Here is a 15338-nt window from a genome sequence, read left to right as displayed (position 1 = left end):
AGGGACGAGTGTTGTATTCGTGGTTCCACCCTTGTTTCAATTAGTAAAGTGACACACTTCACCAATTTCTCAAGTCTAAATAACGGTTTTTGCCGGCAAGCAATTACTAGATATCCGTTCACTGCTGCAGTTCAGAGGTGGTAATCGATTTTCCCGTATTAGGAAGCTCACAGCCAAAGGCTTCCCTCTCTGAGAATCGTAAAAAATTGATCATATCCTCATCATCACTTCTTGATGTCGAATTTTGTAGTTATTTCCCATTATATTGAATTGTTAGAAAAAATCAATATATTTTTTTATATAACATAAGAAATATTTCTCTCCTTATATTATAACAGAAGTTACCATTTTTCTCTAATTTGCTCTCTAGTGAACAACGTGAGGTGATAAATGAAATTATATCGACTTCCCAACAAAAAACGACAACGATAGCAACCTACATAATAAGAGGAAGCTGTTCCAAAGACAGCCTCCTCACATATGCATCTTTCGGTTGCCCACACGAAAGATACGACATAGTTCAATTATTTATCTTCATTTTTCATAAAAAATTTATCCCGCATTAACGGGCAGTAAAACTCCCACCTCAAAATTCAGCAAATACAGGGTTGAAGGTGGAAGATTAACTGCCCGTAAAAGCCCGATTGGTGAAGGCTAATAATCAGTGGAAATGCACCACTGATTAAAGTTTCACTTTATGATTTGGAAGATCAACATTTAGTTCCGCTAATTGTTTCTTTTCATTTTCTAGAATCGCTTTCGCTTTTTCTTTTGTCGCTTCATCTAATCCCGTAAAGATGTCTTCATGCTTCTCTTTCTCTGGGAGGTTTACGCCTAACTCTTTCAACTTCTCTTTCACTTGCTCACGTGTTAATGTTCCAGACTTCCCTTGCTCTAAAATCGACTTCGCTTTTTCTTTCGCCTGATCATCTAATCCCGCAAACATTTCCTTGTGCTTACCCTTCTCTGGGAGGTTTACGCCTAACTCTTTCAACTTCTCCTTCGCTTGCTCACGTGTTAATGCTCCAGACTTTTCTTGCTCTAAAATTGACTTCGCTTTTTCTTTCGTCGCCTCATCTAAGTTCGCAAACATATCACCATGCTTACCCTTCTCTGGGAGGTTTACGCCTAACTCTTTCAACTTCTCCTTCGCTTGCTCACGTGTTAATGCTCCAGACTTCCCTTGCTCTAAAATTGACTTCGCTTTTTCTTTCGCCTGATCATCTAATCCTGCAAACATTTCTTTGTGCTTACCCTTCTCTGGGGATTTCACACCTAGTTTTGTTAATTCCTCTTTTGCTTGCTCACGTGTTAATGCTCCAGACTTCTCTTGCTCTAAAATTGACTTCGCTTTTTCTTTCGCCTGATCATCTAATCCTGCAAACATTTCTTTGTGCTTACCCTTCTCTGGGGATTTCACACCTAGTTTTGTTAATTCCTCTTTTGCTTGCTCACGTGTTAATGCTCCAGACTTCTCTTGCTCTAAAATTGACTTCGCTTTTTCTTTCGCCTGATCATCTAATCCTGCAAACATGTCCTTGTGCTTACCCTTCTCTGGGAATTTCACACCTAGTTCCTCTAACTGTTTCTTTGTATCGTCCATAATCGTTTTTACTTTTTGTTTTGTAGCCTCATCTAAATTCTTCTTTGCAGTTCCTTTTGTAACTTGCTCAGCTGCTGGAGTATTAGTTGCCGCAAACGCTGGTATGCAGACTCCTCCTATAATTCCAAATGATAAAGCACCTGCAATTGCTAAATATCCAACTGTTTTTTTCTTCATAGGAAATTTCCTCCTTCATATTTCTAAAGCATGTACACTTTCGTATACAATGCCAATAGTAATGTTGATTTCTTAAAATTTCCTTAACGACTTAACAAAAAAACACCGCTCATCACGAGCGGCGTTTTTTCTAAGCTTTTTGTAATTGTAATTCTTCACGTTCCATTATTTTTCTTAATACAATTGTTTGTGTCATTGTAAATAAATTACCTGTAATCCAATACAGCACAAGTCCTGACGGTGCGGCAATACCCATAAACAAAATCATTGCTGGCATCATAATTTGCTGTATTTTCAGCATTTGTACTTGCTCTCCAGGCGTTATATTTGATTGGAACACTTTCATTTGAATAAATGTTGTTAACGCTGCGATAATCGGTAATATATGATATGGATCTGCATGTCCTAGGTTCACCCATAAAAATGAAGATGTACGAATCTCTTCAGTTCGGCTAATCGCATAATACAAAGCAGAGAAAATCGGCATTTGTATAAAGATTGGCCAGCATCCAGCTAACGGATTCCAACCGCCTGATTTCATTAGTTCTGACATTTCTTTTTGATACTGCTTTTGTTTTTCAAGATCTTTACCCACATCACCGTATTTCTGTTTCAGCTTCTGTAATTCAGGTTGCATTTTTTTCATTTTCGCTTGGCTACGATATTGCGAAACAGCTAATGGAATCATCGCTGAACGAACAACAAGCGTAATGATAATGATTGCAATCCCGAAGCTAGCTCCAGGTATATGATGAGCAACAAATTGAATCATAAATGAGATTGGATATACGAAATAATGGTTCCAAATTCCCGTACTATGTGAATCAATTGTACCTGCATTACTGCAGCCAGATAAAACAAAAACAAGTAATAATGATAAACTAATGAGCCTAGCTCGGTATGATTTTAACATGTTCATTCCTCCAATGTTTCGTAATTAATTAGCGAAACATTGGTGTATACGGACCTACCTCGTCACTCTCTCCACTCGATTCTTGTCTGCGGACAGAACGAATCATTCCATATTTATAAAAAATAGAAAATAGCGGTACATTTCTTGTACCCTCTTCACATGTATCAACTAGTTTAAAAGCTCTCTGTCTACCGCTCGATGCTTGCTGACGCACAAAGCGAGACACGTTAGCAAGAAAAAAGACTTCTAATACACAAAGCGCTGTCGTTACAAACGATATATATAGAATTGCATCCTGCAATAAAAATTCCATCGCTTCACATCCTTAATAAAGTCATTTTAGCACATTCCACAAACATTCTCTATTTCCTTTTATTTTCAAAAAAGAATTTTGCATATTTTCTCAAAAAATTATACTAGAAAACTAATGTATTCGCTTTCTTTAGTATATTCACACGTATCTTTGAATAGGTTTAATTTGTTAGAAAGTTATAAAATTTTTGTATTATAATAAAACTATTGCCAGTTTTTGAAAAAAGCTTTATTCTCTTCTTGTAATCAAAAATGAATATGGAGATGAAACATACTATGGGTCAACTAGGAGACGCCGATTACGTTCCCGACACCGCCTTTTTATCCTTCCCAGCAGCTAAAACATTTCACTTAGAATTTATGATACAGTTAGTTGTTATTTTTATAGCTTCTATTTTGTATGCAATTTCTATGAATATGTTTTTTATCCCGCATAATATGATTAGCGGTGGGTTCGCTGGTGTAGGGATGATTATCGGTTATTTAATGCACTACAATATCGGAGCACTTATCTTTTTACTAAACATTCCGCTTCTTATTTTAAGTCACTTTTACTTAGGTAAGAAGACAACCTTTTTAACGGCATACTTTGTAGCTGTATCATCTTTAGCGATGAACATTATCCCAGTACACCAAGTTTCAGACGATATTTTACTGTCTTCTGTATTCGGTGGTGTCATCTGCGGTGCTGCCTCAGGAATCATATTCCGATTTGCTTCTTCAACAGGTGGTTTTGATGTTGTTGGATTGATTGTAGCGAAACATCGCGATGTTTCAATTGGAGCAATCATCTTTGGATTCAACTTACTCTTACTTGTTGCAGCAGGATTTATTTTCGGATGGGATATTACGCTTTATACGTTAATTAGTCGGTTTGTAGTCAGCAAAGTAATTGATGCCGTGCATACAAAACATATTAAATTAACGATAATGACAATTACAGAAAAAGGTGAGGAAATAAAAAGCTCACTATTACATCACGGCATACGTGGCGTAACAATGGTAGATGCTGTCGGCGGCTATACAAACCATAAGAAAAAAATGATTTACACTGTCGTAACTCGCTACGAGTTGGGCGAAATGAAACGTATTATCCGCCAAGTGGATAATAAAGCATTTATGAACATTACTGAAACAGTTGAAATTGTCGGCCGTTTCAAACGTATATAAAAAAGCGCAAGGAACTATAATTCCTTGCGCTTTTTAATTTTTACACTTATTACAAAATCAGATAATTCTATAATTGTGCCCCTAAATGTGTTATAATGAAAGCAGACTTACAAAAAAGAGTATATAGACTTGGAAGTTTCTCTTATTTTTATAAGCAAAAAGAAACGAGCAGTCGGGTATATTTCAGACACCATACACGTAACGGTTTTCCAAAAGCCGTTCATCTTAGTTATTCTTCACTGATCTTTTTATAAAAAGATACGTACAACTAAAATTCACTTCAATATACTATACCTACCTTTTTGACTTCCAAATCATCTTATTACATAAGGAGATGAACATATGAATCAATATATACGATACACACTAGCTGTCCTATTTGCCATCGTCGGCGGTGCAATCTGTTTCTGGACAAACACTGAGCTTGGAGAGAATATCATTTTTAATGGAATCGAAACCCTTGTAAGCGCTTCAATTTTAGGCGGATACATTTTCTTCCTCTTCAATCCAGAAGAAAATGCTCAAAAAACAATGTTATTAACAATGATCGGAATCGTTGGCGGATGTATTTCCTACTCAATGACAAACTATACATTACCACTTCAATTAAGCTCAGCTTTCTTCCACGGTCTATGGACTTGGTTTATCGCATTCTGCCTAGCAGACGTATTCAACCTATTACAAGACCACGAAGAAGAAAATGGTCAACAAATTGAAAGCAACTCTTAAGCTGGAAGATACTCTTCCAGCTTTTTTGTTTGCTATTCTCTCTGTGCATACCCCGGTTAGTACTTTCAGGAATATCTCAGCGATTTTTCAAATATATCGACCGTTTCTCCACCTATATCGGCGATTTTTTCATTATATCGACAGTTCGACACAGTATATCGATTTACCGACATCCTTCGACACCCCAAAAGCACAACATACCCTATCCCCCAAGCAACTTACTACCGAACTCCACGATTAAAAAGATAACTAAAAGAATCGCAAGTATCTTTAATGCTACATACGTCACTTTAAAAACAGCATAAATGAGCAAGACTAGCAAAATAATCGTTAAGATTTCCATATATAATTCCTCCAAGCTTTGTTCTTCTTACCTCATTTTACTCGCCCCAAGCTTTTTACGGAACGGCATAAGATTACATATAGAAAAGAGGATACCTCACCCATCGTAAGATACCCTCTTCTTCAACTGCTCAAACCACACTCTTTCTAGTTGTAAATATCCCATTTCACTCTTCTCAGCGTTCTTCAACTCTTTGTCTGCTTTCTTCATATAAATATGGAATGCTTCTATGTCTTGCTCTAAATATTTGATAATTCCTTGCGCGCGGTAATACCCATGTAAGTCTAGCCTTGTAATGGCCTTTGCATGATTCTTCGCTTCTTGCAGAGAAAGACCTTCCTTTTGATACAGTACTCTATATAAAAGATACCAACTATGAAAACTACCAACAAAATATTTATTCTCTTTTGTCACAGGTAACTGCACAATTTTCTCTAAATGCACTATCGCTTTTTCCATTCCCTCTTGATCAGATCGGGCATAAAAGACAAGCATAAGTCCACTCATTATCTCGCTTATACTTTTATCCTCTTTTAATTTCCCCTCACTAAGTTCTATTAATCTCTCATCCCAATCTTCCGGTCTTTTGTAACTAAATAACTCACTCGATACTTGAATCGTGTATAAATGCTCTCTAGCCTTTTCATCATCTTTAATTAAAATGAGAAATTGCATGCCATCGCTTAGTAGCGTTCCCTTTATTGGAATTGCTGTGACGACAAAGATTGCAAGATGTAACACTGAAAAGTATAAAAGCATGTGGTAATAACTCACCATATATATGTAACCTGATACAATGCCAAATACGAAACTCGTTAATGGTCCACTTAAAGTCATCCATGCCCATTTTCTTGAAAGGTTCGGTGTATGTGTGGAAGGCGGCACTAACATTGCAACGCCACCAACATACATCCATATTTTATTTTCTCGAATTCGTATTTTCCCCTTTTCTTTTTGAACAGTAATTGGTCCTACTGTCATAAACTTAAATTTCAAACCGACTATCAAACCACATATTACATGCCCTAATTCATGAATAGCTAACACTAGCAATGCAATCCCGAAAAAGGCCCATATTTCTATAATTTGCTGTACTTTTTCTATTCGAATGAATCCGTATAAAGCGGAGAAAACGAAGGCAGCGAATAATGAAAAAGCAGGTCTTCTTAAAATGTCCACCGTTTCTCTCCCCTTAATAAATCATTTTTTTATGCATTTCGTACATATATGTTCCAACGTGTAATACCCAAACAAACGAAATCATAATGACCATAAAGAAATCTTTTCCATCTAAAAGTGCATACGCAATCGCTGCAAACCATGCACAAACAAGTGTCATGTTTGTATATTGGTACGCTTTATATCCTGCTTCATGGACGATCTGCTTTTGCCCTTCATCTGCATTCTTTGCCCACATTTCCATTGACTGAGAATACGTGACACTCTGTTCTGGATATAGATTGTTATACTTTTTCCTCATTACAAACCCTAGCCAAGTTATAGCAATCAAACACACTGTAGATGCCACAATACTTACACTAACAAAAAACAAGTTCCCCTCACCTGTATACGTTCGGTAAAAAGCAATCACTGAGCAAACAAACCATGATGGAATAACAATTTCCATTACTCGAAGATAAATAAGTGCTATTCCTAATTTTCGTCCCTTAACATTCTCTTCTTCATCTTTCGTTTGTGCGAGCGCTCTTGTACGCTTCCAAATATAATATATAGCTATTGCGCCAAATACACTCATCGTAACAATGCTAATAACGGGAGATATTTTACTAGTATCCTCTGTTGCAATATCTCCTACTACATACCCTATAAACCCGCCAAATACTGCTCCTACCAACAGTTTAAATATAGCTGCCATTTTCCCCTTCTCTCTACTCTTCATCGTCCTCTTCCCCCTCCACCAACATAAATATCTCCTCCACCGGCGCTCCAAAAATTTGTGCGATTTTTAGCGATAACACAATAGACGGCGCATAATCTCCGCGCTCAATTAAACTAATGGTTTGCCGTGATGAGCCAATCGCTTTCCCTAAATCCCCTTGTGATAAACGATGCTTTGCTCGCAATTCCCTCACTCGATTTTGAAGCTTCATGTCTTCCCTCTTTTTCATTTATTTAATTAAAATTGTAAATAATATCCTTATCTTTGTCAATTATAATTGTCATTTTGACGTAGATACATGTCAAAAATGAATATATATTATACTAGACATAACGTATATAATAATCTTCAAGAACTACATAATTGAGGTCAACGTAAACTTCCTTATTACTGAAAATAGCACCTACCAAGGTTATAGCACTGGCTTTTCTAGTGAATTTAATAAAGTGAAACTTTAATCAGTGGGGGTTTTCTTCATCCCCACTGATTATTAGTTGAACCAATCGGGCCTTTACGGGCAGTTGATCCCCCACCTAACTTCTTTGATTTCGCTGAATTTTGAGGCAGGGGGTCTTACTGCCCGTTAATGCGGGATACAATAAAAAAGGCAGTGCTTTTGCACTGCCTCCCTAAAATCTGACATAGAATGGATTCCATATTAACTTGCGTTTTGTAAAAATACTCGTTTTAGTTGTTTGCGGAAACGAATACCTAACGTAATTGCCACAATGACAATAGCTCCGAAAATGATTTTTCCGATATGATCTCCCAGTAATCCAAAAATATCCTGTAAGTTGCCACCTAACCAGTAACCACCGATTAAGAAGAACGATACCCAGAATAAAGCACCTGAATAAATTGTAATCGCAAAGCGCCTGAATGGTAAGTTAATGATACCTGCAAAGTATCCTGTAAAATGACGTACACCAGGAATGAAGAAACCGATAAAGATTAGAAAATATCCATACTTATCGAACCACATTCTCGTTAAATCAATTTTTTTTTGTGTTAAAAATACGTACTTCCCGTATTTTTGAACAAAAGGCATACCAAGCTTATTTCCTAAAAAGTATTGGATTGTCATTCCTACACTTGTCCCAATAAAGGATAGGATAATTAAAATAGGTAAACTTAGATCACCCTTCTGTGCTAAAAATCCCGCATATGCTAATGTTGGCTCTCCCGGAAACGGAAGTGCAATATATTCTAACAGCAAGCCTACAAGTACTACATAATACCCGTATTGCTGAAATAATTCATGAACCCATTCCATGTCATCTCCCCTTTCATTCACGTACAACTTGTTACTATTATTGTATAAAAAAATTGTCGAAATAACTATCACAATAGCTTACATTTTTATTACATTTTTGTAAGGCTCACACTAAAGTTTTTTGTTCTCTATTTACTTATATCTATTAGCATTTAAAAACAAGCTAACAACTATATATCACGCGAAGGAAATCCATTAATATACATTTTTCATCCAGTTTTTAACACTCGAAAACCACCTTATTTTGTTCTCTATAAAAAACCACCACAAACTCATATGAACTTCATATTAGCTTCATATACGTATTGTAAGATTATATCGGAATTTGTTGAAAAATTTAGCTAATATATGACTAAACATTAAACTGAATAAATATAAGTCGCTTTTCGAAATTGAAAAAAGGGTGAATAAGAAATGGAAGCTTATAAAATGCACGATTTTATTAATACGAATGTTGAATCTCATCAAAATGAAACCGTTTTTAATTTACAAATATGTGAAACAAATGAATTTGACGTAAGTTTAACAAAATCTACAACGCTGTCTTTTATCGTTTCAAAAAAGAACATTAAGATCGTCACGAGAAAATGGGTTAATTCAAATCAAGAAAGCATGATTGGCAAAAGCTACATCATTCCAACGAAAGCTTTTCACTATTTCTTACCGATTATTTCTGAAACTGAAGATGAACTAAATATTCGAGTTCAAAGTTTTGGACTACATGGTGAGCTTTTATTAAATGAAAGATTACTTATTGATAAAAACAACAAATGCAATACAAAGATTACTACCTTCTTTGAAACATTAGATGAAAATGTCAATCAAGCATTACGAGGATTACAAATTCATTGTATGTAAGACTACTACAATAAGTAAAAGGAGAATATAATGAAAAAACTATTATTAAGTGCGCTATTATCATTAGGATTTTTAACTCTTCCATTCACTACTGCAGAAGCAGCTACGACGAAAGATCAGCTTATCGTAAACACACAAATAAATAAAATGGATTATTATCAAGATGGAAAATTCATAAAAAGTTTCACTGTCGCTACTGGAAAAGCAGCAACACCAACACCTAAGGGTACTTTTCAAATCGTAAATAAAATTAAAAACCGTCCTTACTATACAGGAAAAATTAAAGGCGGCGATCCACGTAATCCACTTGGGGACCGCTGGCTCGGATTAAATATGGCAGGAACTTACGGAACAACGTATGCGATTCATGGAACTAACAATAATCAAGCAATCGGGAAAGCAACAACACTTGGTTGTATTCGTATGTTTAACAATGATATTCACTGGTTATTTGAGCGCGTTCAGCAGCAAGCTACTGTCACTGTAAATTAGCCTAAGAACAAGATTTACGTGTAGCCAAGAATTTTATGTCTTGGCTTATTTTATTTATTCATTTACAGTAGCAAAACAACTGTATTTACATATATAATAAAAATAGATTGCATTCAACATCATCGTAACATTGATAAACATGGATATTAAAATTATACAGTTATAATATTTTATAAATTTTACAATACATACTATAATAGAACTACTGTAATTCTGAACTATTCAGTGACACTAAACAATCCCCCTTGCTACTTTCATTACTATTTTATAGCGGGGGCTTATTATATGTATAAACAATCTGAGTCATCCAAAAAATGATGAATTCGAATATTGCAGTAAAAAGCGTTATTTAGGAGGTGTTACTATGACGCATATACTGGTGATTGAAGACAACCCAGATATACAAGAACTTATTCGTGAATTTCTAATGGCACAAAACTTTACTGTTGATGTAGTTGGTGCTGGAACAGAAGGCATTCTTCTTTTCCAAAAAAATTCATACGATCTTGTCCTCCTCGATGTAATGTTACCAGATATAGATGGCTATAGTATTTGTAAAATTATGCGAGGACAATCTGATGTACCAATCATTATGTTAACAGGCTTACATAATGAAGAAAGTGAAATTAAAGGATTTGAGTTAGGTATTGATGACTATATTACAAAACCGTTCCATTACACCGTATTTATAAAACGTGTAGAAGCTGTATTAAGAAGGGCAGCAACAAAGGAAGCAGAAGCTGCAACTATACTACAATTCCATGAATTGATGTTAAATTCTACAGCATATGCCGCTTATGTTCATGGTAATCAAATTGAATTGACTACAAAAGAATTTGAAATTATATATACTTTACTGCAAAATCGGGGAAAAGTACTATCAAGAAGTGATTTGTTGAATAAGGTATGGGGCTATGAACATTATGGTGATGTGAGGGTTATAGATACACATATTAAAAACTTACGAAAAAAATTAGAAATTCCTTATATTAAAACGGTGAAAGGCATTGGCTACAAAATCGAGTCGTAGCAAAGACAACATCACCAAAAATATATTCATCAAAACCTTATTATTTTGTATTCTGTTATCACTTTGTCTTTATCAAATTATTTATTTTCTAGCCTCAAATTACGATAAAGATCGTTTGAAAGCTTCTGAAACGCAAACTGTGGAACAAGCGGAATCAGACAAACAAAACGACCAAAGTAAAACAAAGCAAAATAAAGCTGTGTCAGAGCGTAGCATCTCTAATTTTCAATCTTCTCAAATAGACATGAAAACACTCTCTACAGCCATCAATCATCTTTTGCAGCCTAGCCAAACTGCAAAAGCAAAAGAACATGCACAAAATATTCCGGGGAAAAGTAACACAACGTCTTCACTTACAGAAGCGGAAAAGCAAGTTACTAACAATGATGCCTTACATACACAAAATGCAGCAAGTAAAGCAAATGATACACATGATAATCCAAAGTTAACAGATGTGTTGCAGCAGTTAGCTCCACATATTGGGGCGACAATGCTTGCATTATCTCTGCTTGGATCTTTAATCTACGCAAAAATAATCGCCAAACCTTTCCGATATATGAGCGATGCTTTAAAAGATATTATGAATCTTGATTTCTCAGATAAAAAAGCACTGAACAAAAATACAGATCAAACAGATTTTAATTTGCAAGTAGCTGCCTCACAAGTACCTACTATTGTGAAAAATTTACATGAAAGCAATCAAGATTTAAGAAATGAACTCAAGAAGGAACAACAGTTAGAACAATCTCGTAAAGAATTTATGTCTATGATATCCCATGAATTAAAAACACCAATCGCAGCCGTTATGGGACAACTCGATGGCATGATTCACGGAATTGGCGCTTATAAAGATAGAGATAAATATTTAAAACGTTCATATGAGATGATGCAAGATATTAACATATTAACGGAAAAGGTGTCAGAATTATCCAAAATACAAAACCCTCAATTTAAACCAAATTTAAAAGTTATCTCATTAACTAATATTATTGAGGACGTTATAAAGAAAGTAGATTATTTTGTATCTGTAAAACAATTAAATGTTCAATCTAACATTAAACAAGATGTACAAATTTTAGCTGATCCTAAATTTATGCAAACTGCTATTTTTAACATTATTTCAAATGCAATTCATTATACAATTGACCATCAGCATGTATATATAAAACTTTATGAAAAGCCAAACGGTTACGCATTAGAAGTATTAAATACAGGTTCTCAAATTGATGAAGATAAACTTGCCCATTTATTTGAACCATTCTATCGCGCAAATCCTGACAAACATGGCTTAGTACAAGGTAGTGGTCTTGGGTTATATATTGTAAAACAAATATTAGATAAACATCAGTTTCCTTATGGAATACAAAACACACCTCAAGGTGTAAAATGCTCCATTGTATTCCCAAAAGCAATGTAAAACCTACTCTAATTTCATACCCCAAATTCATACTTCGTATGAATGGCGGAATTTTGTAGAGTATCTTACTCTGTTTCGTTCGCCCGTTATCCTTATTTGGATAGCGGGCGTTTTTTATTATTTAAAAGGAGGATTTTTATGGAGAAGTTTAAGTATTCACTACTCGTTTTACTCGGTGCTTGTAGCTACGGCGTACTTTCAACTATTTTTAAACTCGGATTCATCGACGGATTTTCATCACACCAACTACTAGGAGGACAATATGTCTTCGGATGGATTGGACTACTTTTACTCGTTCTTTTCTTTTCACGTCATAAAGTATCAAAAAAACAATTCTTTTCGTTACTAACAGTCGGCACAACAATGAGTATGACAGGTATTTTCTATGCTATTTCTGTAGAAGAACTGCCAGCCTCTATCGCTGTCGTTTTACTCTTTCAGTTCACTTGGATTGGTGTAGTCATCGAAGCGATTGCCAACCGAACATTCCCAAGCCGTGAGAAAGTTATATCTATTATTATTTTATTTACTGGTACATTGTTTGCTGGTGGAGTATTTGAAGGTCTTGGACAAAACTTTTCTACGAAAGGTATTATCTTCGGACTATTAGCTGCCGTCTCTTTCTCATTATATGTATTTGTAAGCGGGCGCGTTGCTACAGATGTTCCGCCTTATACGAAAAGCTTTCTTATGACAACGAGTGCTACTCTTATTGTATGCTTATTTTTCCCGCCTACCTTTTTAACAGATGGTGCCTTACAAGCAGGCCTATGGAAATATGCTTTCTTCCTTGGACTGTTCGGGGTTATTATACCTGTCATTTGTTTTTCAATTGGGGTACCAAAAGTCGGAACGGGACTTGGTACAATATTAGGTGCAGCTGAATTACCAACAGCAATTATCGCTTCTATTACGCTTGTTCATGAAGTTGTATCGCTAATGCAGTGGATTGGGATTGTGGTTATATTACTCGGTATTTTTACACCGCAACTACTTACTGCTAGGAAAGAAAAAAAACATAATCGTGTGCATAGTGCGTGAAAACATCGACTTGTATATAACTGTGAATAAAGTTACGATATGTTAAACTTTAATACTACCTTCAAAATAACATATGATATTGCGGCTATTATTCTCGTAATCCTTGCTGTGCTTTTCTTTTTGAAAGATAAGAAAGAGGGTTATACAGCATAACAAAAGACCTTTCATTTATTTGAAAGGTCTTTTCCTTATATTTCACTTTATCGCTCCATATAACTTCTCTACCTCATATTCAATTTGTTTTACATCGATTCGCTCAAATAATGGCTGCACATTATCAATTCGGTTTGGCAACGTATTTTGAGGTTCCCAATTTACTTTAACACTCGATAATGTATTTCTAACTCTTTCACTTGAAAACGGTAAAAATGGTTCAAGCAGTTGTGCAAAGTTTGCTATCAGGTAAACACAATTATAAATTGTTTCCTCACATGAAACTGGGTCCTCTTCTCTTTGTTTCCAAGGCTGCTTTTCATCAAAGTATTTATTTGCAAAACGTACTGCATCAAATATTGTTTCTAACGCCACCTTAAATTTAGTTTGTTCGATCGTCTCTCCTACACTTTTATATAATCCTTCTACCTTATCTCTCAGCTCTATATTAATATTTGCTTTTGGCACAATACCATCATAATACTTTTCAATGAACTTCAACGTCCGATTCACAAAGTTCCCGTATGCACCTAATAGTTCACTATTATGACTGTAAATGAATTCACGCCATGAAAAATCAGTATCACGATTTTCTGGTGCATTTACTGTTAAAAAGTAACGAATAGAATCTGGATTATAGCGTTCCAATATATCTGGTACCCATACTGCCCAGTTTTTACTTGTCGATAACTTTCTTTTTTCTACCGTTAAATACTCATTCGAAACGATATGACGCGGGATCGCTTCTTCTCCTATTCCAAGTAATACCGCTGGCCAAATGATTGAATGAAACGGAATATTATCCTTACCATGTACATAATATGTTTTCGCATCTCTATCCCAAAACTCTTGATCAGTTTTCTCTGTTTCTTCAGCCCAGTGTTTACTCGCTGAATAATATCCTGTTACCGCTTCAATCCATACGTAAATTTTCTTATCATCATATCCTTCCACCGGAATTGGTACCCCAATTGGTAAATCACGTGACACTGCCCTATCTTGTAATCCTTCCTTTAAATATCTCTCTGTTAATTGAATTGCATTGTCGCGCCATGTTCCTTTCTGCTTTGCAACTTCTACAGCCGCTTTAATTTGTTGTTGAAATTTATGCAATGCAAAATAGAAATGCTCTGTTTCCTGTACCGATGGCGTACTACCACATAACTTACATTTCTTTTCTAACAAATCGAGTGGATCTAAAATAGCGGAACAAGCATCGCATTGATCGCCCCTTGCTGCTTCATGACAATGCGGACAAATACCTTCTACATATCGATCCGGTAAAAATTGCGTACACGTTTCGCAATAAGCTTGTTCAACTACTTTTTTATAAATATAACCTTCTTCTAATAGTCGCAAAAAGACTTTTTGAACAGTTTCATGATGATGCTCACTATCTGTACGTGTATAGCAATCATAAGTAAAACCAAGGCTACGAAAACATCTCTCAAACTCTTCGTGATACTTATCAGCAATTTCTTTCACCGTCACACCTTCTTGTTTTGCTCTAATTGTAATCGGTGTTCCATTGCAATCACTTCCTGAAACATACAACACATGCTCACCTTTCGCCCTATAATAACGTGCTAAAATATCTCCTGGTAGCAAACTAGCAATGTGTCCAAGGTGTAACGAACCATTTGCATACGGCCAAGCGCCTCCAATAAAAATACTCATCTTATATTCCTCCTTTAAAATATAAAAAGCCCCGCCCTTATCTTAAAAAAGATAAGGGCGGGGCTTTATAAACAGTCGCGGTACCACCTTATTTCGTCAGTCATTCGCATAACTAACCTTAACAAGTACGGAGCAATTCATGCTCGTATACTGTGGTTTTGATAACGAGTACCAACTCTCGTCGCCGCCTACTATTATCATTTGATAAGTTCAGGACGAAGCTCAAAGGCCATTGTTCAAATGAATATTC

At 35.5% G+C, this 15338-nt stretch carries 16 protein-coding genes and 2 other annotated features (2 of these 18 cut by a window edge); of the genes, 7 read left to right on the top strand and 9 right to left on the bottom strand.

What is annotated here, in order from left to right; genetic code table 11:
• Window positions 1-234: a binding site (T-box leader), on the bottom strand; it reaches 3 nt to the left of the window's first position.
• A 448-nt stretch (window positions 235-682) separates the two neighbouring features.
• From ACE38F_RS03810 to ACE38F_RS03800, 3 genes are all read right to left on the bottom strand, one after another.
• Complete coding sequence (locus tag ACE38F_RS03810; protein ID WP_462782395.1) at window positions 683-1780, bottom strand: hypothetical protein; 1098 nt, start codon at window positions 1778-1780, stop codon at window positions 683-685.
• A gap of 130 nt (window positions 1781-1910) precedes the next feature.
• The gene (locus ACE38F_RS03805; protein WP_002145018.1) at window positions 1911-2693 is read right to left on the bottom strand and encodes a membrane protein insertase YidC; all 783 of its coding nucleotides are present in this window, start codon (window positions 2691-2693) and stop codon (window positions 1911-1913) included.
• A 28-nt stretch (window positions 2694-2721) separates the two neighbouring features.
• Complete coding sequence (locus ACE38F_RS03800; RefSeq protein WP_002015967.1) at window positions 2722-3006, bottom strand: hypothetical protein; 285 nt, start codon at window positions 3004-3006, stop codon at window positions 2722-2724.
• A 275-nt stretch (window positions 3007-3281) separates the two neighbouring features.
• On the opposite strand from ACE38F_RS03800, the gene ACE38F_RS03795 reads away from it, so the two are divergent.
• Together ACE38F_RS03795 and ACE38F_RS03790 are read left to right on the top strand one after the other, a co-directional pair.
• Window positions 3282-4175, top strand: a complete 894-nt coding sequence (locus ACE38F_RS03795) for a YitT family protein (protein ID WP_215554646.1) — start codon at window positions 3282-3284, stop codon at window positions 4173-4175.
• Window positions 4176-4517: 342 nt separating this feature from the next.
• Entirely contained in the window at window positions 4518-4904 is a 387-nt protein-coding gene (locus ACE38F_RS03790) for a DUF3938 domain-containing protein (protein ID WP_002112709.1), read from the top strand.
• A 202-nt stretch (window positions 4905-5106) separates the two neighbouring features.
• Here ACE38F_RS03790 and ACE38F_RS03785 read toward each other — a convergent pair whose 3' ends face one another.
• The 5 genes from ACE38F_RS03785 to ACE38F_RS03765 all read right to left on the bottom strand — a co-directional run bounded on the left by ACE38F_RS03785 (window position 5107) and on the right by ACE38F_RS03765 (window position 8420).
• Window positions 5107-5247 (bottom strand): DUF3985 family protein, encoded by a 141-nt coding sequence (locus ACE38F_RS03785; protein WP_341308044.1) that lies wholly within the window; start codon window positions 5245-5247, stop codon window positions 5107-5109.
• A gap of 96 nt (window positions 5248-5343) precedes the next feature.
• Complete coding sequence (locus ACE38F_RS03780) at window positions 5344-6426, bottom strand: M50 family metallopeptidase (protein WP_375370167.1); 1083 nt, start codon at window positions 6424-6426, stop codon at window positions 5344-5346.
• Between the two features lie 13 nt (window positions 6427-6439).
• Window positions 6440-7147 carry a DUF3169 family protein gene (locus ACE38F_RS03775; RefSeq protein ID WP_375370168.1) on the bottom strand — a complete coding sequence of 236 codons (708 nt, stop codon included), beginning with the start codon at window positions 7145-7147 and terminating at the stop codon, window positions 6440-6442.
• A complete protein-coding gene (locus tag ACE38F_RS03770; protein ID WP_375370169.1) occupies window positions 7137-7358 on the bottom strand; it encodes a helix-turn-helix transcriptional regulator in 222 nt (73 codons plus the stop codon). Before ACE38F_RS03770 ends, ACE38F_RS03775 begins: the two co-directional genes overlap by 11 nt.
• Window positions 7359-7805: 447 nt before the next feature.
• Window positions 7806-8420 (bottom strand): DedA family protein, encoded by a 615-nt coding sequence (locus ACE38F_RS03765; protein WP_215554647.1) that lies wholly within the window; start codon window positions 8418-8420, stop codon window positions 7806-7808.
• A gap of 414 nt (window positions 8421-8834) precedes the next feature.
• Between ACE38F_RS03765 and ACE38F_RS03760 the strand changes: the two genes are divergently transcribed.
• The 5 genes from ACE38F_RS03760 (at window position 8835) to ACE38F_RS03740 (ending at window position 13258) form a co-directional block, all read left to right on the top strand.
• Window positions 8835-9278, top strand: coding sequence for a DUF3978 family protein (locus ACE38F_RS03760; protein ID WP_002034632.1), 444 nt, complete (start codon window positions 8835-8837; stop codon window positions 9276-9278).
• A gap of 30 nt (window positions 9279-9308) precedes the next feature.
• The gene (locus ACE38F_RS03755) at window positions 9309-9770 is read left to right on the top strand and encodes a L,D-transpeptidase (RefSeq protein ID WP_012261946.1); all 462 of its coding nucleotides are present in this window, start codon (window positions 9309-9311) and stop codon (window positions 9768-9770) included.
• 364 nt (window positions 9771-10134) lie between these two features.
• On the top strand, window positions 10135-10800 hold the full coding sequence (locus ACE38F_RS03750) for a response regulator transcription factor (RefSeq protein ID WP_000148832.1): 666 nt from the start codon (window positions 10135-10137) through the stop codon (window positions 10798-10800).
• Window positions 10778-12217: a sensor histidine kinase gene (locus tag ACE38F_RS03745; RefSeq protein ID WP_375370170.1), complete on the top strand. Its 1440-nt coding sequence runs from the start codon at window positions 10778-10780 to the stop codon at window positions 12215-12217. The genes ACE38F_RS03750 and ACE38F_RS03745 overlap by 23 nt, the downstream gene beginning before the upstream one ends.
• Window positions 12218-12355: 138 nt before the next feature.
• Window positions 12356-13258, top strand: coding sequence for an EamA family transporter (locus ACE38F_RS03740; protein ID WP_375370171.1), 903 nt, complete (start codon window positions 12356-12358; stop codon window positions 13256-13258).
• A 195-nt stretch (window positions 13259-13453) separates the two neighbouring features.
• Here the strand turns inward: ACE38F_RS03740 and metG are convergent, their stop codons facing one another.
• Complete coding sequence (gene metG / locus ACE38F_RS03735) at window positions 13454-15088, bottom strand: methionine--tRNA ligase (protein WP_375370172.1); 1635 nt, start codon at window positions 15086-15088, stop codon at window positions 13454-13456.
• A gap of 50 nt (window positions 15089-15138) precedes the next feature.
• Window positions 15139-15338, bottom strand: a binding site (T-box leader) (it continues 73 nt past the right edge of the window).

This window comes from Bacillus altaicus, from assembly GCF_042136375.2.
GTDB lineage: Bacteria > Bacillota > Bacilli > Bacillales > Bacillaceae_G > Bacillus_A > Bacillus_A cereus_U.
Note: the sequence above shows the minus strand (reverse complement) of the source record. Positions and strands in the feature narration are given on the sequence as shown.